The following is an 18,539-nucleotide window of genomic DNA, read 5'->3' on the forward strand; positions in this document are numbered from 1 at the left end:
TTAAAAAAAGGGAGGCACCATGAAAATGTTATTATTGGTTGTTGTTGCAACAACAGCTATTTTTGCTCAGAGCATTTGTATTGACGCTGGGCACGGAGGAAGTGATCCTGGGGCAGTAGGTTGGGGATTACAAGAGAAGAGTATTAATCTTGACGTTTCTCAACGTTTGTATAATCTAATGAGACAAAGTGGCTGGAAAGCTTATCTTGTACGTAGCACAGACAAAGCAGTAAGTTTATCTGGGCGCACAAGTTATGCGAATAGTCTTGGAGTTAGTCGTTTTGTTAGTATTCACTGCAATGCTTTTAACAAAAGTGCGAATGGAACAGAAACTTTTGCTTACAGCAAAGGAAGTAGTAAGTCTTTTGGAATGCGCAACAGTGTACATCCTAAATTAGTACGTGCAATGCGCACCAAAGATCGCGGAACAAAAACCGCTAACTTTTATGTAATCAAAAATACAAATATGCCTGCTATTTTATGTGAATTAGCATTTATTGATGAAAAAAATGACTCTGCAAAACTTGGAGATTCTTATTATCGCCAAAAAGCCGCTGAAGCTATTCATTCAGGAGTTGTTTCTTCGTTAGCAGCGTTCGATGAAGAAATCAATGATTCTTCTTTGTATATGGCCCCAAAGTGGTCTCCTGATGGTAGTGCTCTTCTACTTACTCACCCAGGGTATAATGGGATTGCTGTTATGCAAGTAGGTGATTACGATTTGAAGAGTATTTCTTCAGCAAATGCTTACAATGCAAAATGGATTTCTAACGATGAAGTTTTGTGCGGTGGAAAACAACAACAAAAATTGTTGAACATGGCAACAGGAAAGTCTGTAGATACTTTTGCAGGTGTTGATATGTCTCTTGCTAGCATTGAGGATGGTAAATTAACTGTTGCTGAGCATGTTATTGCATTAGATAACGATGTAATTTTTAACGCTGCTGTTTCTCCTGATCGCAACTATGTGGCGTATGAAAGTTTGAAAAATGGTATATCCATTGTAAACGTTGCTAGTGGTAAGTCTGTACATGTTGGAACAGGGAATAATCCTGCGTGGATGCCTAATAGCAAAGGGATTGTTTTTGATCATGCTCTAGATAATGGTCATGAAATCACTCAAAGCAATATTTACTTTGCCGATATTTCTGGACAAAAACGCATGAACATCACAGAAGGTTTATCTCTAATTGCTCAGAGACCTTCAGTTTCTCCTGATGGCCAAAAAATTGCTTTTGATGCAGAAGGCAGCATTTTTATTGCTTCTCTGAATGAACTCAAAATAGAGCAAGTGCTACAAGTTACAAAGTAATATCTTTCCCCAGCATGGCTGGGGAATTCTTTTAGGCATATAGAAATAATAATGTACCTTTTGCTAGAATATTATTTATTTTCGCACGCTTTAGTTAAGGTTAGTAATGACTTATATACTAGGAATTTCTGGGTATTATCATGACAGTGCAGCTGCTCTCATTAAAGACGGAGAAATTATCGCTGCTGCGCAAGAAGAAAGATTTACGCGAAAGAAACAAGATGAGTCTTTTCCCAAAAAAGCAATAGAATATTGTTTATCAGAGGCGGGAATTAATGCTTCTCAGCTGGATGCTGTAGGCTTTTACGATAAGCCGATTGTTAAATTTCATCGTCTTCTAGAAACATACTTCGCATTTGCCCCAGCAGGATTTGTTTCTTTTTCAAAAGCTTTGCCACTGTGGTTGGGTCTAAAGCTTTTTATTCCGCGAGAAATTCGCAAAAATCTTTCCACATTCAGTGGACCTATTCTGTATGCTGATCACCATGAAACACATGCAGCTTCCGCTTTTTTCCCTTCGCCATTTGATAGAGCTGCGATTCTTACGATTGATGGTGTTGGAGAATGGACAACTTCGTCTTTTGGCGTAGGAAATGGCAACAAAATCGAGTTGAAAAAACATTTGAAATTTCCTCATTCATTGGGATTGTTGTACTCAGCTTTTACTTATTATACCGGTTTTAAAGTAAATTCTGGAGAGTACAAGGTTATGGGACTTGCGCCATATGGTGATAAGGAAAATGCTAAAAAATATGCACAAATAATTTACGATAATTTAATTGATTTAAAAGAAGATGGAAGTTTTCGTCTCAACTTAGATTATTTTAATTATTGCCAAGGTTTGACAATGACAAATAGCCGTTTTGCTAAACTTTTTGGCGGTCCTGCACGCAAAGCAGAAAAAGAAATCACTCAGCGTGAAATGGACTTAGCAGCAGCAGTACAAGAAGTGGTCGAAGAAGCGATGCTTCGTATGGCAAAACACTTACGTAAGGAAACAGGTGAAAAAAACCTGTGTATGGCTGGTGGTGTTGCTCTAAATTGTGTTGGTAATGGGAAGATTATCAAAGAAGGAATTTTTGATAAGTATTTTATACAGCCTGCCGCTGGGGATGCTGGTGGTGCTTTAGGTACAGCACTTTTTTTGTGGTACCAATTTTTAGATAATAAGCGCAAAGTAAATGGAAAAGACGATCTGCAAAAAGCTTCGTTATTAGGACCGCAATTTTCAAATCGTGAAGTACAAAGATACTTAAACGGTATTGGCGCGAAATACACAAGTTATGATAGTTGGGATGAGCAACTTGATTATCTAGTAGAGCTTATTGAACAAGGAAAAGTGATCGGTTTTTTTGAAGGACGTATGGAGTTTGGGCCTCGTGCTCTTGGCTCGCGTTCGATTATTGGCGATCCGCGCAGTACTAAAATGCAAAGTATTATGAATTTAAAAATTAAATTCCGCGAATCTTTTCGACCATTCGCTCCCATTGTTATGGAAGAGCATGCTCAAGAATATTTTGATTTGAAGGATCCGAGTCCTTATATGTTGCGCGTTGGGCATGTTGTAGAGAATAAAAGGCTTAAACTCACTGAAGAGCAGCAAAAATTATGGGGAATTGAAAAACTTAACATTCCGCGGTCGGACATACCAGCAGTTACCCATGTTGATTACAGTGCGCGGGTACAGACCGTTGACAAAGTTCGCCACCCAGTGTTACATCAGCTAATGTCAAAATTTCGCGAAAAAACAGGATGTGCGGTTTTCGTTAATACCAGTTTTAACGTTCGTGGAGAGCCAATTGTTTGTAGCCCCCATGATGCTTTTCAATGTTTCCTCAATACTGGCATGGATGTTCTTGTTCTTGAACAGCAAGTTTTGCTCAAAGAAGAACAGACCATAAAACAAAAAACAAAAGATTATTTGGCTCAATTTGCATTGGATTAACAATGGACTTTCGTCACCCTAAAGAAATATGGAAAGATCCGCGCGAAGCGGTGGTTGATTTTGGACGCATTTTTGGTATAGGTGTTTTTGTTATTGGCGGAGTTCTCCAGTGGAATAAAAACGACTGGGGTTTTTCTCTTACTGCTTTTAGCAATGAACCAAGCTCACTTATTGTGTGGTGGATGGTATCAGGCTTTGTTCTTACTCTTTCTACTTTAACCTCTTGGCTTATGCGTCCTGTTTACTTTACGTGGATGTTGTTGGGACAGTCAATAGGATGGGTAGTTCAGAAAATTATTTTAGCGGTCATTTTTTATTTGTTGTTTACACCAGTGGGTTTACTATATCGTAGATGGTGCGGTGTGATTACTAAGAGACCAGATGAGAATCTAGATAGTTACTGGGAACCGAAGAAAATAGCTTCTAAAAAACAAAGTTATTATCGACAGTTTTAAGGAATAAACTATGACAGACGACAAAAAAAGCTTCGAAGACAGTGAAGATGAGAAAAAAGGCTTTGAAGATAATCAGGATATGAATATATTTCAGGAGTTTTTCACTTTTTTATGGCAAAATAAATTGTGGTGGATGATTCCTATTGCAATTGTTCTCGCGCTATTAATTGCGATTATTGCCTTGGGAGCACAAGCAGGTAGTGGTGCCCCGTTTATTTATACACTGTTTTAAAATCTTGGCTATTCCGTTTCACTAATGAAGCGGAATAGCTGTTACATTAAACAAGCGTTTTCTCAAGGTATGAATGAAATTTTTATAATCTACTCACTATTGTTGAAAACAAGCACCTCTCTCTGAGGTTTGAATAAATTGAACGAAGTGATCTATGAATTCTTGGCTATTGCTGAAATCTTCTTGTTCTATGGCTTCGATCATTTTTTGTTTAGAGCCCGATTTCGTGTACAAACCATATAGTTTACGCAAGTCACGTATTTGTTGTTTACTAAAGCCAGCCCTCTTAAGCCCAACCAAATTTACTCCCCAAGTTTGGTTGCGTTCACCTGCGATCAAAAACGGTGGAACATCCATGTTAATGCGACAATTTCCAGATAAAATAGCTAGTTTACCAATGCGTACAAATTGGTGAATCATAGATCCTCCAGACAAAATAGCGTTGTCTTCTATTTGTACATATCCAGCAATTCCAGACATATTAGCCATTATAACCCCATTACCAACTTGGCAATCATGAGCAATATGTGCTCCTCCCATAATTAGGCAATGATCACCTATTTTTGTCGTGCTTTCTGGTTCGGTTCCTCGGTGAATAGTTACATATTCGCGAATAGTATTGTTATTCCCCATAACCAAAAAAGTCTTGCTATCTTTTTTAAATGCTTTATCTTGTGGAAAATGACCAACAATTGCTCCCATATGAATCTCATTGTTGTCACCAATAGTGGTATTCTCACCAATAAATGCATGTGGATAAATGTGATTGTTATCCCCAATTGTTACATTGCCCTCAATAATTACGTAAGGACCTATCTCATTTCCTTTTCCTATTTTCGCATTTTTATCTACGATAGCTGTTGGGTGAATGGCCATCTAAAATCCTTTGTGTGTAGAGTGTCGATTTCTTTTAAACATAGACAATACTTAGGGTTGAGAGTGTAGCAGAATATATTATTCGCGTCAAGAACTTTTATAGATATGCGTATATTTACGAAAATTTTCATTATTTTTACTCGATTAAGAATAAAAACATCTTTTTTTTTAGTAATCTTTTCGCTAAACTCAGAAATAAGTGAGTTTACTTTTATCACATACATCCCTAAAATCTTTATCCAAAATGAGGTGATTTATGGACAACGCACAAATTCCCAGACTAACAACTTTATCGCACGGAGCAGGCTGAGCGTGTAAAATAGGTTCAAAAGACCTGACGGAGGTTCTCCGTTACTTACCAATTATTCAAGACCCTAATGTTTTAGTCGCTGCAGAGACAGCAGATGACGGTGGAGTTTACCAACTTACTCCAGAAATAGCTCTAGTTGTTACTCTCGACTACTTTACTCCTATTGTCGATGATCCATACAGTTTTGGAATGATTGCCGCTGCAAACGCGCTCAGCGATGTATACGCTATGGGTGGAACTCCTGTTACCATGTTAAATATGATTGGGTTTCCTAAAAGTACTCTTCCTTTTTCAGTACTCGGTGAAATTATAAAAGGTGGTGCTGCAAAAGCAAAAGAAGCAGGTGTAAACATTATCGGCGGACACTCGATAGACGACAGTGAGCCTAAATTTGGATTTGTAGCAATAGGTACTATACACCCACAAAAGATTTTGCGCAACTCTACTGCGAAAGTAGGCGACACACTAGTACTTACAAAACCACTAGGGACAGGAATTGTCAGCACCGCAATTAAAAAACAAAAAATTAGCGAAGAGATGATAGCGAAAGCCGTTGATATTATGTCGACACTTAATAAAGAAGCTTCCGAAGCAATGCAAGAAGCTGGAGCCAATGCTTGTACAGATGTTACCGGATATGGCCTATTAGGACATTTAAATGAAATGGTCCAAGGTAGTAAAGTAAGTGCAAGATTAAACATCAATGCTATTCCTTTGATAGAAGGTGTTTACGAACTAGCCGACCAAGGTTTTATACCTGGCGGAACTAGACGCAATTTAGAAGCAGTCACTGATTCTGTAACGTGGGATGAAGGAATTTCTCCTATTTCCCAGCTTCTACTTGCGGATGCTCAAACTTCGGGTGGTTTACTTATTTCGATAAGCCAAGAAAATTTACCACAGCTGCGCGAGAGTTTACAAAGCAGAAATATAGAATTTGCCGAGATTGGTGAAATAGTTGAAGGCAAGAACATCCATGTTAGTAGCCAGACATAAAATTGTATGGGGCGCGCCAACGCCCTAAACACACTAGAGAAAGAATATTCCCATGAAAAACTATTGGAAGCGCCTATTAACAAGAGTCTTTATCGCTATTTTCTGTATTATTGCTATTTTGTATACTTTCGAAATAATGTTTCCTGATCGAGTTAATTGGGAAACCGTTTTTACTCTAACGAATACTTTAGTTGATGCTTGGGGAAATATTATACTTATGCTGATTGTTCTCGCTTATTTGGGATACACGCGTAATGTAATGATGAAATCATTGGCACCTTTTCTCAACGATCTAAAAGGTCAAAGCAAAGATTTAAGTGACGCAGTTATCGCAAGTATTGACAAGATAAATAAAACAATGGAAAGTGTGGAAAGTACTCTAGAAGCTTCGCGGCAATTTGTGCAATCAGAAGAATGGCGCAAAGAACTACAAAACGCTTCTGATCATCTACAAAAGCAACTAGAAGAATTAGCGCAATCAGCAGGTCTAAGAGACGATGCTATCGAATTGAAAAATGCAATCGTTGAATCTTTGGCAAAAGCCAACAAGGCAATGGACAAATTAGCAGAGTCCACCGAAGATTTGAAAGTATATTTACGCAATAATCAGAAAAAAATAGAGTAGATTTTTTAATTTATCAAATTCCAAATTTGTCATTCGCGAGGTATACGAAATAAAGCCTTTACCGAGTAAAGGTAAAGACTAGGAAAGCGAAGCTCGACTACGTTGTCAAACTTCGCTTTCTTAATTCTAAATACAATACTTTCAACACCGATTCATTATTCAACGGATCAAATATTATCAATGCCAACACACTCTAATGAAAAAATAAACACACCACATATTTATCAGCTAATGACCACAGTCGCAAGTGCGCTAATAATTGTTGGGTATTGTTGGCCATTTGTATTGAGAATGTTTCTTTTTACTGAATTTACAGTAATTGGTTGTGTTATAGCGTCTGGTTTTATCAGTTTTTTGTTATTTCCAGGTTATTGGATACTGTGGTGTAGTTTTAAAGTAGCGCTATGTACTTGTTTTGCTGTTGCAAGTGTTATATCTGTAATGTTTTTTCTTGCAAATACATTCTTTGTTACGCTACATTTGCATTTATATATTCGCGGAACAGCAAGAATTAATATTTGGGATTTCCAATCTATCAATTTGCTAATTCTTCCGTGTAGTTATCTGTGGATCAGACTTCTAATAAGAGAATTTCGTAGGATTACGGTGATAACTCAAAGATAGAAATATCAGTGTGCGGCAGGTTGTCTAAACAATCGAGATAATTTTGCGGACAATGTATAAGCTTGAGGCTTTGTAAATTTAGTTTTCCTAAGCAAGAAAGATTATTAACAAAGCGAACATCAAGAGTAAGTGACTGTAAATTGGTAAGCGAAACAAGAGCATCGATATTTTCTAGATAATAGCAGTTTTCGATTGTCAGTTCCTTGAGATTTGCCATTGGAATTAGAGCATCTAAGTTTTGCAGAGTTCCACCTTCTATGTGAAGAGATGTTAAATGATTTAAATGTCTTACTGCTGTTATATATTGTGTTGTAGAGCCATTTTTTATATATAAATATTCTACGGATGGCCAATTTAAAAGTGCGCTTTCATTTGCAAAATTGCAAAAAAATAAATGTAAAGATTTAATATTTGGTAATGGTGTGAAGTGATCTAGAGTGCAATAACTCAAGTGTAATTCGCGAACATGATCTAATTTATCCATTTTGGGTAGATAAGAATCTATCTTTAAACAGTGCATGCTTTTTAGATTTGCAAATAAACTGGGATTAGGTTTGTCCAAGTAAACTTTATTTAAGTCTAGGGTTTGTAAATCACTCATTTCTGTAAAATCGAAATGCGAAAGCATTTTGCCAGAAAGACCAAGATATTTTAAATTTTTATAGTTATTATGACGCGATAGTTTCTTTAACGATTGACAGTCTTGAATATTTAAATGTTCAAGTTCACTACTTGCTATCGACAAATTATCGATCTCTTCTTGGGTCTTACTAAACTGCACGTTTATATGACGCAGTTTTCTTAACCCTTTAATACTGAATTTCTCTAATTCTGTACAGTTATCTAACTCTAGAGAGCGTAGATTTGTAAATGTATGGAGGAGGTCTATATCTTTTAACTCGCGGCAATGGCTCAGTTTTAAAGTTTTTAAGTGGGGCAATGAAAAATCTATTTTTCGCAATGCTCCATATGATAAATCTAAGTGTTCTAGCTGTGCTAACATACTAAGAGATGTTGTTTTGGTTAGCGATATAGATTTAGATAAATCTAAATATTTAAGCTTATCTAAATTTCCAAGAACTTCGAGATCTGAATACCTCATTCCTATTAAGCAAGGGGCTTGTAAGTGTGTAAGGTTGATTAAATGGCAAAGGTTTTCTATATTGCGATCTACCGAATTTTGTATGCAAAGTTTTTGTAAACTTTGTAAATTTGGCCATTGTAAAATAGAAGCATTTTCACATACTTCGTTTTCAAGATAAAGCTCCAATAATCGCGGAATTTTACCGAGATCTTCAAAATTGGACAATGAGGAGCAATACTGCAGGTTAAGCTTACGTAAATGAGGTAGCAAATCTAACCCACGAAGAGTTGTTAGCGATTGACAAAAAGATAAATCTAGATCAGTAACATTTTTTAACTTTGCAATATTTTCGGGAAGAGCAGATATTTTGTAGTCTTTTATTTTTAAACGATTAACACTTGGAAAGGCAAAACACCATTTGGGAATTTTTTCTATATTTAAGTTACTGAGTACAATTGAAATATTTCCAGAAAAACCACATGCTGTAAAAGTACAGTTACTTGCTTCTCCGACAACTATATCACCGCGAAAACTACAATTTTCAAAGTTTATATTTCGCCAGCGTTGTATATGTTGTTTGTCTAAGTAGAAAACTTTATCGCGATAATTTTGATCGTTTTCAATTTGTTGTGCTGTTTGTATTTTTTTCATAGCCAATCAAGTAAGGACACCCATAAAGGGTGCCCGTGAAAAGAAGAATTTAAGCGTTTGTTTTCGTTATTATATCGATTACCGCGGATCTACTTCTTTATTACGCAAGCGCATATTGCGAAAAGCGCGTTTTATCTGTGGCTTTAAGATAAGCTTCTTCCCCTGAGATTTTGCCGTTATTGAGTACTTTTTGAATGGCATCATCCATAAGTTGCATACCCATACCTTTTCCACCTTGAATGATATTGCGAATATTGCCAATATTACCTTCGCGTATGGAAGAAGCTAAAGCTGTTGTTCCTATCAGTACTTCATTACAAGCAACGCGGCCTTTTTTATCTTTGGTCTTAAGAAGTAGCTGTGCGCAAACTCCTTTTAAACAGTCGCTCAACATGGTACGAATTTGTGCTTGTTGGTCTGCAGGAAATGCATCAATAATACGATCCACTGTTTTAATGGCTGAATTTGTGTGCAGTGTACCAAAAACAAGAACACCAGATGCTGCTGCTGTTACCGCTAACGAAATAGTTTCGTAATCGCGCATTTCTCCTACGAGAATTACATCGCAATCTTGGCGCAAGCTGTTTTTAAGGCCATCTGCAAATGAGTTACTGTCAATTCCTACTTCGCGCTGACAAATGATCGAGCGTTTATTACGGTGTACAAACTCAATCGGCTCTTCAATGGTGACAATGTGTCGCGCACTTTTTTCGTTTATTTCATTAACCATTGCTGATAGAGTTGTTGACTTACCAGACCCTGTTGGTCCTGTGACTAAAACGAGACCAGAACGCATATAACAAAAGCTCTTTAACACTTTGGGAAGATTAAGATCCTCAAGAGATTTTATTTCGGAGGGAATTACACGAAAAACCGCTCCCATACCGTGTTCTTGAAAAAAATAATTTGCACGAAAACGCGCTTTATTACCCAAACCATAAGCAAAATCTAAGTCTTTAACTTTGCAGTAGTGCTCCCAACGATCATTGCTACAAATTTCGCGTAAATACTGTTCCATGTGTTGCGCTGTTAGAGTAGGATGATCTAAATTACGTATGCGCCCATGAGACCTTATCTTTGGAGGCTGTCCTTGGCTTAAATGCAAGTCCGACGCATCTTCAGTTAACATTATTTCAAATAGAGTATCAATTTTCGCCATCTTTAATTCCTCCTAAAAGTCGTTTTTGGGTGCCCATTCTTGGAATCTACTTTTATCTACAGCGCTGTAGTATGCGACTGTACCATCAACAATACCATCTTTTACCAGTTGATATAAGGAGTGGTCAAGTGTCACCATTCCTTGTTTTTTACCCATCTGCATAACAGAGCCAAGCTGGAACATCTTACGTTCACGAATCAAGTTAGCGACAGCATTGGTGTTAAACATGATTTCTAATGCGAGGGCACGTCCTTTGCCATCTTTGCGTGGTAAGAGCTGTTGACAAATAATTCCTTTGATTGATTCTGAAATCATTGTGCGTATCTGATTTTGTTGGTCTGGTGGAAATACATCAATGACTTGTTCAATAGTTCGCGCTGCAGAAGTAGTGTGCAAGGTACCAAATACCAAGTGCCCTGTTTCTGATGCACTAATTGCTAGCGATGTTGTCTCTAAATCGCGAAGTTCTCCAATCATAATGACATCTGGATCTTCGCGTAGTGCTGCGCGTAGTGCTGCTGAAAAGCTTTGAGTATGTACTCCTACTTGACGTTGGTTAATATGCGATGTTTTTGGAGAAAACACATATTCAATAGGGTCTTCTATGGCGATAATGTGGTCTTCGCGTTTTTGATTAATAAGATCTATCAAACTTGCTAGGGTTGTGGTTTTTCCACTCCCTTTAGGCCCAGTGACGAGGACAAGACCTTGGTGGTATTCTACTAAGCGCTTTAGGTTTTCAGGTAATCCTAATTTTTCGCATGTTGGCGGATCTTTTTTAATAATGCGAAAGGCACCGTTCCAACCTGTACGTTGTTTTACAATACAGGCACGGTAGCGATTACTTTGCTTATCGATATAGCTAAAATCCAATCCTTTTTGTTCAGTAATTATTTTTCGCTGCTCGTCACTCAAAGTAGAGAATAGTAATTTTTGTGCCTCGTCGGCTGAAAATATGCTGTTATTTAATTCTATAAGGCTTCCATGCAAACGCATAATAGGCTTGCAGTCAGTATTAATATGTAAATCAGAAGCTTCCTTGCTGCGCGCGTGTAATAAATATTCTTCTATAGAAGAAAAAGAACCTACATTACTTGCTGTAGAAGTAATATTTATAGATGGTTCTTTTACTGGTTCTTGCGCAATAGGTCGAGATTGTTGAGCGTGAAAATCATCGAGAAAAGCAGGCCCTGCGTCAATTGGAGAATTCTCTTGTGGTTGGTTTACACTTTTCTTTTTCAGACGTTTTTTTTCATAAAGTTTTAAAATAGATTTTGCCTGCTCTTTACTAATGAGTTTTACATGAACGAGAACCTGAATGAGGTTTTTCCCAGGATTAGCCTCTAGTATTTTTTTTGCTTTTTGTAGCTGTTTTTCAGTGGCAAACTCATTGCGAAGAACGACTTTTTCTACAAATTTATCTTGTTCGTTCAATGTTTCTCCCCTAATATTGGCACTCTAATTATCAGCAAAAACTTTGCTCAATTGGCGTGCTCTTTCTTCATTGATACTGTCTTCTACTAAAACGGCAATTTGATAATGTAGATTACTTGGAAGTGTTATTTTATTGCGCGCTGCATCACGATAAAACATAGATATTGTATTGCTTAACTCATATCCTGTCAATGTTGATCCATCGTTAGTTAAATTTACGCTACCGTATATACGTAGTAGATCTATGAGAGGTCTACGCAAACTTAAGACTTTTTCACTTGTTAAAAACAACAATTCTTCATAAAAATTTTGCAGATTTTTTTCTTTTTTCTTATGTTGTTGTGAATGTTTTTGAATAATAAGATCTTTCAAGTCTTCTGAAACATCTTCTCCGTAAAACTCGTGTTCTACAACTTTATTGATATCCCCTTCGCTGTTAGATATTTTACGTAGTGCAATAAGTAAATCGTCGGGAGAATAACCAAAAGCTTTGACATTCGCACCTTCAAATTGAGGATTGCTAAGCAGCTGGAGAAGTTTTTTCCACTTTCTTTCAATTGAAAGATTTTGCAATAAAAAAGTTTCCATCTTATAGTCAATATCATTTTGCAATTTTCGAGTAATAATGCGAATCGCATGGTTGCGGAGGTTGTTTGGAGTAAAATTAAGGCTTATTTCTAAATCGCGAAATGATATTTTTTTACCTCCGCGTAAAAAAGTTACCACCAGTTGAAAAATAGTGTGTGACATTTTTTCTGTTTCTGGAATTTCTTTTAGTTGTTTTAGGCATTGAAAAAATTGATATACTGACTGAGCCTTACGCATAGCATCCCATATTTTATTAGTGACAGGACTTTCAAAAAGAGAAACATATAGCGCTTTTTTTATGTTTGCCCCTTCGCTACCTAAAAATCTGTTAGCTGTGGTTTCAAAATCTTTACCTTTTTCTACTTGTTCACAAATCTCTTTTATATTTGCAATGATTTGCAGATTAAAATTTTCGATATACGCTTTATTTTTGAGAGGGTACCGAGCTAAAAATTCATATAAATCATAGCGATCGTAACAAGACTCTACGGCGCGGAGAAACTGCTGTCTGTGCTGCGCTAGCAATTGTTGTATTATTGTATAGAAATAGTCGTGGAACACACTATTGATTTTTTTATTTGTGGTGATATTCGATGCTTGTTCTAAGATGTCAACACCTAAATTACCATAGTTTATCACTACTAGAATATTTTGCGGTTTACGTATAAGTTTTTCATGGCTTAGAAGTGCGTGTTTTATTCGCATCAAGCAATATTTTTCTTCCTTATCTTTCAAGTTACGCATAAAGCCGTCAATGATTCTTGGTAAGTGTGGATAGGGGTTTTCTGGTAGCTCTTTTAACAAAGATTTTGCAAAAACTTTACAGTTTATAGCTTTTGTATTCCACTGCTTGAGTATTTCCCAATCTTTTTGGATTTCTTGTTGTTTTTTATTTGTGCTTTCTTTAAGACACTGCCGCGAATCATTTGTTGGAGTGACATAGTCTATTTTTTGCTCTTTGGTTTTTTGCAAGCGACGTGATCTTTTTTTCGTTGCATGTTTTTCAGTAACAGGTTTTGCTTTTTTTTGCGTGGTAGTATTTAAAGTATTTTGTGATGTTTCCTCAGATACAGAGGACTTTTCTTCAAGTTTTTGGGTAGTACGCATAATAAAATCATTGCGTGATAATTTATCAAAGGATAGTATTTTTAGTAAAATATCTATAGAAGGTTGAAAGGCAACATTTGGGAAGCACTGTAATCTGTCGTGTACACAGCTTAAACGCTGTTTTTTAAAAAAAGCATATAGGCGTTTTGCAATAAAGCGTTTAGCCTCTAAGTCAATATCACTTTCGTAAAACTCCGCTTCTTTAAGTAAAAAACTTTTGGATGCAGCATTACCTAGTGTTTGGGCAATAGACACTAGGTGATCCATATATTGAAAAATAGGATAACGAGTATGGGGAAATTCGTCCAAATAAAGTTGAAGAGTTTCCATGGATTTTACAGAAGAATTAAACACCAAATCCTCCTTTTACGATATATGAACACAAGCAAGTGGTTTATATATAACTTTTTTATATTTTCCACTTTGAACGGATTGACTTTCGTATAAAGTTAAGGCGTTTATCTCACAATTTGTTACGAAAATATCTTTGTGAGCTTCAAACACTGGAAAGAAATTCTGTGGTAAGTGTTTTACACGCCCCAAAGTTATATGTGGATTAAAGCCTGAAAATTTTGTTTCTTTGGCAAAGCCGAGATTTTCTAAATTATTCTCTAATTGTGAATGTACATGGTTCAGTAATTCTTTAGCACCTATGGTGCCTAGCCACAAAATACGCGGGTTTTTCTTTGTAGGAAAAACTCCTAGCTCTTTTAACTGTATTTGCTGACGTTGTTGTTCGGCTAGAGTTTCTTCCATTATTTGAGTTATTTGTGGAATAAGGTGTTCGTCTGTATCACCTAAAAATTTAGCAGTGATATGAAAACTCTCTGCCCCTACCCATTTAATTCCTGTTGGCATTTCGTTGCGTAAAGTATTTTGTGATTGTGTGATTCTTTGTTTTATTTCTTCATCAAAGGAAAAAGCAATAAACATTCTTTTGCTACTCATGCGGGACACCTGAATAAAGTCACTTATGGATATATAACGGTAATTATTTTTTGCCATATCTTGATTCATGGTACTGAAAATGCTATGATTGCGGAATATTTCATCGACCATATTTACATAATAACAAAATCTAAATCATTCGTCTATCTATGTTTGAAATCCCTTGGAGGAAAAATATGGAACAAGAACTACAACAATTCATCAATAATTATGTTGACAGTGTACGACCTTTACTTAAAGAATTGTATACACTACATTGGGAATATGACACTACCGGTGACAATTCTCTGGTTGATCGCAAAATTGAAATTGAAAAACAGTACAAAGAAATCGTTGCCAATAAAGAATCTTTTCAACAACTACAGGCTTTTAAGAAATCAGGGGTGGTTAACGATGCGACTTTGGTTCGCCAATTAGATTGTTTACTCAATGAATTTGGCATGAATCAAGGAGATTCTGAAAATATAAAACGTATTATACAACTAGAATCAGAAATCAATACCAGTTATAATCAGTATCGTGCCAAAGTAGATGGACGTGAACTCAATGATAATGAGATTAAAAAAGTATTGAGTGATGAACTTGATTTAGAGATGAGAAAAAAAGCGTGGGAAGCAAGTAAACAAATTGGGCAAGAAGTGGCAGGAAAAGTGATCGAAGTTGTAAAACTTCGCAATGAAAATGCACGCAAAGCAGGTTACTCTGACTATTATCAAATGGCCTTGAGTCATAAAGATTTAGACGAAGAGAAAATGTTTAGTACATTAGGACGTCTTGCTGAATTAAGTGATGAGCCATTTCGCCAACTAAAAGAAAAAATGGACAAAGATTTATCTCAAAGATTTGGTATTGATGTAAAAGATATGCGCCCTTGGCATTACGCAGATCCATTTTTTCAACAACCTCCCGTAGATAAAACACTCGATATAGACCAATTTTATCAAAGTGTGGACATTGAGAAATTGATGATCGAAACGTATGATAGCATTGATATGGATATTCGCGATATTCTAGAAAAATCAGATCTATATCCAAAAGACAAAAAATGCCAACATGCTTATTGTACTTTTATCGATCGCGAAGCTAAAGATGTGCGTATACTGTGTAATATCGCTCCTACAGAGCAATGGACAAGTACAACATTGCACGAATTTGGTCATGCTGTTTACGATAAATATATCGACTCTGGCTTGCCATATATTCTCATCGATACTCCACATACTTTGTCAACAGAAGCTATTGCAATGATGATGGACACATTGTCAAAAAACCCAAAATGGCTCACTGACTTTGTAAAAGTAGATGTTGAAAAAGTAAAACCTATTCACAACGATCTTATTCAAGCTGAACGTTTAACGCAGTTTGTGTTTATTCGTTGGGGACTTGTTATGGTAAATTTTGAAAGAGAACTATACAAAAACCCTGACCAAGATTTGAATAAGTTGTGGTGGGAATACGTAGAGAAGTACCAATGTGTAACGCGTCCCGAGGATCGTAATGCGCCAGATTGGGCAGCAAAAATACACTTGGCTCTTTGTCCTGTGTATTATCAGAACTATATCTATGGAGAGCTGGTTTCTGCTCAACTTCAGGATCACATCAAAAAGCAAATAGGTAATGGCGAGTTATTTGGTAATAGTGAGCTAGGTACTTATTTAAAAGATAAATATTTTGGCAGTGGAGCAAAATACGATTGGAATGAAACTCTGAAAAATGCAACAGGAGCAAAGTTAGATCCAAAGCATTTTGTGGAGCATTCTTTGGGAATATCTCTTGCATAGAGATATTATATTTGTGCTCATTGATCCTTTGGTGCAAACCAAAGGATCAATGAGTAAGCTACTTTATCTTGTTACTATTTACGATTAAATGATAAAAAAACTGAATACATTGTTTGTAATTTTTGATTGTCAAGCGTTCGTTGGAGCCGTGAATTCTTTCAAGGTCATCGCTATACATTAACATTGGGGCAAAACGATATACATTGTCGCAAACAATAGCAAAATGTCTACTATCAGTTCGCGCTACCATGAGGCCGGGAGCAACGATTACTTCTGGAAATACTTGCGAGATTGAGCGTTGCAAAGTGTGAAAACCAAATGTATTGGTTTTTGATACAGGAGAGGGATCACCTGCGCCTTTACTTGCGATTTTTATTTGAATACGTTGATCATTAATTGTGTTTTCTACATATTCTTTTACAGATTCAACTGTGTCTCCAGGAATAATGCGAAAATTTACTACTGCACGTGCGTGACTTGGAAGTACGTTGTTTTTTTGGCCTGCTTGAATTACCGTTACTGCGGTTGTGGTTCGAAGTAGAGTATTACTTGTGGCTTTTTTCTGTAGCGATGAAATAATAATCGGTTTTAAAAACCACATATTGGCCATTGCCATTTTTTCTCCAAAACTCATTTCTGGCCCTAGATAATCGAACATTTGGCGCGCTGGCCCTGAAATTTTTGCTGGTAGTAGGTTATTTTCTAGTTTGTGAATAGCTGTACTTAAAATTCCAATTGTTGAAGGATAGCTTGGCATAGAAGAGTGCCCACCTGCGGTTTTTACTGTTAATTCGAGATTAACTAAACCTTTCTCTGCAACACCAATAACTGCGACAGGACGCTTAATACCAGGAACAATTCCTTGGGTGACAATTAAGCCTTCATCTAGTACAAAAGATAAGCGTACATTACGCGATTTTAAAAGTTCGGCAACCTTACGTGCTCCTTGTAGACCATCGATTTCTTCGTCATGACCAAAACAAAAATATACAGTTCGTTGCGGAGTAATGTTTTGTTCTAGAAGCATTTCTGTTGCTTCTAAAATAGAGATAATCATGCCTTTATCATCCATTGTACCTCTTCCCCAAATATGCGTGTCTGTTACTTGACCGCTAAACGGCGGATGCTGCCAATTTTTTTCTGTTCCTTTTTCTATAGGGACTACATCCATGTGCGCCATTAACAAATATGGTTCTAATTTGGGATTGTTACCTTTCCATGTATACAGCAAGCTATTGTTTATTTTTTCGCGCTGTAAATTTTGATGTACTTTAGGAAAAGATGTTTCTAGAAAGGTATGAAATTTTTTAAATTCGTTGGTGTTGATTTTTTCTCTATCTTCATAAGATATTGTTTGAAAACGGACAGCTTGCGAAAGTTTATTTATTGCGCGGTCGTTGATTGTTAGCTCTTTTACTTCGATAGAGAGTTGTTTTGATGAAAATCGCATGTAGTTAATGGAAAAGACTATTATTAAAAGTAGTAGAAAAATAAGTACTAATATAATTGATTTTTTTATGATAGATTTCACTATTTTTTTCCTAAAGAATTTTACAAATTGTATTTTATTTTAATATCTGCAATTTCGTTTGCCATGTCAAAAATCTTTTCGTCATATGGCTTGTTTTCTTCATTGAGGTGAATTAGGTCAAATGCATCCATGTCCCAGTTCACTTCTGCACCTCTAGACCATAAAATGGTAAGTTTTTCTGCTGAATCGTTGTCTACAACGGCATAGATACCATTATATTTTTCTAAAAGTTCGCTATAGAATTTTTTAAATGAAGGAGAACTTGCGATAATATTATTACAAGACTTCCATCCAGCCTCAATTTCTATAGATAAAATATCTTCGAAAAAATGCAAATCAATATTGAAACCATCTACAAATAACTGTTGTTGACATCGGTGTCTTTTTTGTAAGTATTCTGCAAGTAAAGAATCTTTTTCTTTTATTAAGTTTTGTGCGATGGTTATGCCATTTGGATACTTTAGTGAGCTTAAATACGCTACTAAATCAGAAGAATATAGATGCGGATTCGCTGTAATATCAAAGAAAAGACGTGTTGCAAGTGTATCAATGATAACGGGATCTTCTTTTAACCATATACCACACTTACTAAGATATGGATAGGTCCCTTCAAATTTATTGAAATCTATATTTAGATTTGGATGTTTTTCCACGGGTATATTGTGTTGTAAGTTTTCAATGAGATCCCTTGCTCTTTTTTTAGAAAAATAGAGCAATTTTGTGTAATGTTGTCCCATATTAAACCTCCATAATTTGTTTTGGCGAAAAGTGTTTACAGCTAATATTTAATCTAATTGTGCTATAAGTATTTTACCAGGTGATTTATATCAATTTTATTTCTACACAACGATAAGATTTAAAGGTTTGAGTGTAGAGTTGTT

The 18,539-nt window shown here is 36.2% G+C and carries 16 protein-coding genes; 7 read left to right on the plus strand and 9 right to left on the minus strand.

Annotation, left to right across the window (positions count from 1 at the left end; genetic code table 11):
- The first annotated feature begins 19 nt into the window (after positions 1 to 19).
- From UABHE_RS15150 to UABHE_RS15165, 4 genes are all read left to right on the plus strand, one after another.
- On the plus strand, positions 20 to 1,312 hold the full coding sequence (locus UABHE_RS15150; protein WP_372371176.1) for an N-acetylmuramoyl-L-alanine amidase: 1,293 nt from the start codon (positions 20 to 22) through the stop codon (positions 1,310 to 1,312).
- A 106-nt stretch (positions 1,313 to 1,418) separates the two neighbouring features.
- On the plus strand, positions 1,419 to 3,257 hold the full coding sequence (locus tag UABHE_RS15155; protein ID WP_372371177.1) for a carbamoyltransferase: 1,839 nt from the start codon (positions 1,419 to 1,421) through the stop codon (positions 3,255 to 3,257).
- A gap of 2 nt (positions 3,258 to 3,259) precedes the next feature.
- Entirely contained in the window at positions 3,260 to 3,712 is a 453-nt protein-coding gene (locus UABHE_RS15160; protein ID WP_372371178.1) for an SxtJ family membrane protein, read from the plus strand.
- A gap of 10 nt (positions 3,713 to 3,722) precedes the next feature.
- A complete protein-coding gene (locus UABHE_RS15165; RefSeq protein ID WP_372371179.1) occupies positions 3,723 to 3,944 on the plus strand; it encodes a DUF5989 family protein in 222 nt (73 codons plus the stop codon).
- Between the two features lie 96 nt (positions 3,945 to 4,040).
- Here the strand turns inward: UABHE_RS15165 and lpxA are convergent, their stop codons facing one another.
- On the minus strand, positions 4,041 to 4,820 hold the full coding sequence (lpxA, locus tag UABHE_RS15170; protein WP_372371180.1) for an acyl-ACP--UDP-N-acetylglucosamine O-acyltransferase: 780 nt from the start codon (positions 4,818 to 4,820) through the stop codon (positions 4,041 to 4,043).
- 256 nt (positions 4,821 to 5,076) lie between these two features.
- Between lpxA and selD the strand changes: the two genes are divergently transcribed.
- Complete coding sequence (gene selD, locus UABHE_RS15175) at positions 5,077 to 6,126, plus strand: selenide, water dikinase SelD (protein WP_372371181.1); 1,050 nt, start codon at positions 5,077 to 5,079, stop codon at positions 6,124 to 6,126.
- A gap of 52 nt (positions 6,127 to 6,178) precedes the next feature.
- The gene (locus UABHE_RS15180; protein WP_372371182.1) at positions 6,179 to 6,751 is read left to right on the plus strand and encodes a hypothetical protein; all 573 of its coding nucleotides are present in this window, start codon (positions 6,179 to 6,181) and stop codon (positions 6,749 to 6,751) included.
- Positions 6,752 to 7,119: 368 nt separating this feature from the next.
- Here UABHE_RS15180 and UABHE_RS15185 read toward each other — a convergent pair whose 3' ends face one another.
- The 6 genes from UABHE_RS15185 to thpR form a co-directional block, all read right to left on the minus strand.
- Positions 7,120 to 7,290 carry a hypothetical protein gene (locus UABHE_RS15185; RefSeq protein ID WP_372371183.1) on the minus strand — a complete coding sequence of 57 codons (171 nt, stop codon included), beginning with the start codon at positions 7,288 to 7,290 and terminating at the stop codon, positions 7,120 to 7,122.
- 62 nt (positions 7,291 to 7,352) lie between these two features.
- Positions 7,353 to 9,110, minus strand: coding sequence for a hypothetical protein (locus UABHE_RS15190; RefSeq protein WP_372371184.1), 1,758 nt, complete (start codon positions 9,108 to 9,110; stop codon positions 7,353 to 7,355).
- A gap of 100 nt (positions 9,111 to 9,210) precedes the next feature.
- A complete protein-coding gene (locus UABHE_RS15195; RefSeq protein ID WP_372371185.1) occupies positions 9,211 to 10,269 on the minus strand; it encodes a type IV pilus twitching motility protein PilT in 1,059 nt (352 codons plus the stop codon).
- Positions 10,270 to 10,281: 12 nt separating this feature from the next.
- The gene (locus UABHE_RS15200) at positions 10,282 to 11,703 is read right to left on the minus strand and encodes a type IV pilus twitching motility protein PilT (protein WP_372371186.1); all 1,422 of its coding nucleotides are present in this window, start codon (positions 11,701 to 11,703) and stop codon (positions 10,282 to 10,284) included.
- Positions 11,704 to 11,727: 24 nt separating this feature from the next.
- Positions 11,728 to 13,752, minus strand: a complete 2,025-nt coding sequence (locus UABHE_RS15205) for a hypothetical protein (RefSeq protein WP_372371187.1) — start codon at positions 13,750 to 13,752, stop codon at positions 11,728 to 11,730.
- A gap of 12 nt (positions 13,753 to 13,764) precedes the next feature.
- Positions 13,765 to 14,346, minus strand: coding sequence for an RNA 2',3'-cyclic phosphodiesterase (thpR, locus tag UABHE_RS15210; protein ID WP_372371188.1), 582 nt, complete (start codon positions 14,344 to 14,346; stop codon positions 13,765 to 13,767).
- A gap of 176 nt (positions 14,347 to 14,522) precedes the next feature.
- Between thpR and UABHE_RS15215 the strand changes: the two genes are divergently transcribed.
- Positions 14,523 to 16,127: a M2 family metallopeptidase gene (locus UABHE_RS15215; protein WP_372371189.1), complete on the plus strand. Its 1,605-nt coding sequence runs from the start codon at positions 14,523 to 14,525 to the stop codon at positions 16,125 to 16,127.
- A 58-nt stretch (positions 16,128 to 16,185) separates the two neighbouring features.
- On the opposite strand, the gene UABHE_RS15220 is transcribed toward UABHE_RS15215, so the two are convergent.
- Positions 16,186 to 17,658: a M20 family peptidase gene (locus UABHE_RS15220; RefSeq protein WP_372371190.1), complete on the minus strand. Its 1,473-nt coding sequence runs from the start codon at positions 17,656 to 17,658 to the stop codon at positions 16,186 to 16,188.
- 20 nt (positions 17,659 to 17,678) lie between these two features.
- The gene (locus tag UABHE_RS15225; RefSeq protein WP_372371191.1) at positions 17,679 to 18,395 is read right to left on the minus strand and encodes a hypothetical protein; all 717 of its coding nucleotides are present in this window, start codon (positions 18,393 to 18,395) and stop codon (positions 17,679 to 17,681) included.
- Positions 18,396 to 18,539: the final 144 nt, after the last annotated feature.

Origin of the sequence: Candidatus Uabimicrobium helgolandensis (genome assembly GCF_041508025.1) — a bacterium.
GTDB classification, from domain to species: Bacteria; Planctomycetota; Uabimicrobiia; order Uabimicrobiales; family Uabimicrobiaceae; genus Uabimicrobium; species Uabimicrobium helgolandensis.

What these genes read in the sequence shown, in the direction of transcription:
- UABHE_RS15150 (WP_372371176.1), top strand. Translation starts at nt 20, where the DNA reads ATGAAAATGTTATTATTGGTTGTTGTTGCAACAACAGCTATTTTTGCT.
- UABHE_RS15155 (WP_372371177.1), top strand. Translation starts at nt 1,419, where the DNA reads ATGACTTATATACTAGGAATTTCTGGGTATTATCATGACAGTGCAGCT.
- UABHE_RS15160 (WP_372371178.1), top strand. Translation starts at nt 3,260, where the DNA reads ATGGACTTTCGTCACCCTAAAGAAATATGGAAAGATCCGCGCGAAGCG.
- UABHE_RS15165 (WP_372371179.1), top strand. Translation starts at nt 3,723, where the DNA reads ATGACAGACGACAAAAAAAGCTTCGAAGACAGTGAAGATGAGAAAAAA.
- lpxA (WP_372371180.1), bottom strand. Translation starts at nt 4,820, where the DNA reads ATGGCCATTCACCCAACAGCTATCGTAGATAAAAATGCGAAAATAGGA.
- UABHE_RS15180 (WP_372371182.1), top strand. Translation starts at nt 6,179, where the DNA reads ATGAAAAACTATTGGAAGCGCCTATTAACAAGAGTCTTTATCGCTATT.
- UABHE_RS15190 (WP_372371184.1), bottom strand. Translation starts at nt 9,110, where the DNA reads ATGAAAAAAATACAAACAGCACAACAAATTGAAAACGATCAAAATTAT.
- UABHE_RS15195 (WP_372371185.1), bottom strand. Translation starts at nt 10,269, where the DNA reads ATGGCGAAAATTGATACTCTATTTGAAATAATGTTAACTGAAGATGCG.
- thpR (WP_372371188.1), bottom strand. Translation starts at nt 14,346, where the DNA reads ATGAGTAGCAAAAGAATGTTTATTGCTTTTTCCTTTGATGAAGAAATA.
- UABHE_RS15215 (WP_372371189.1), top strand. Translation starts at nt 14,523, where the DNA reads ATGGAACAAGAACTACAACAATTCATCAATAATTATGTTGACAGTGTA.
- UABHE_RS15225 (WP_372371191.1), bottom strand. Translation starts at nt 18,395, where the DNA reads ATGGGACAACATTACACAAAATTGCTCTATTTTTCTAAAAAAAGAGCA.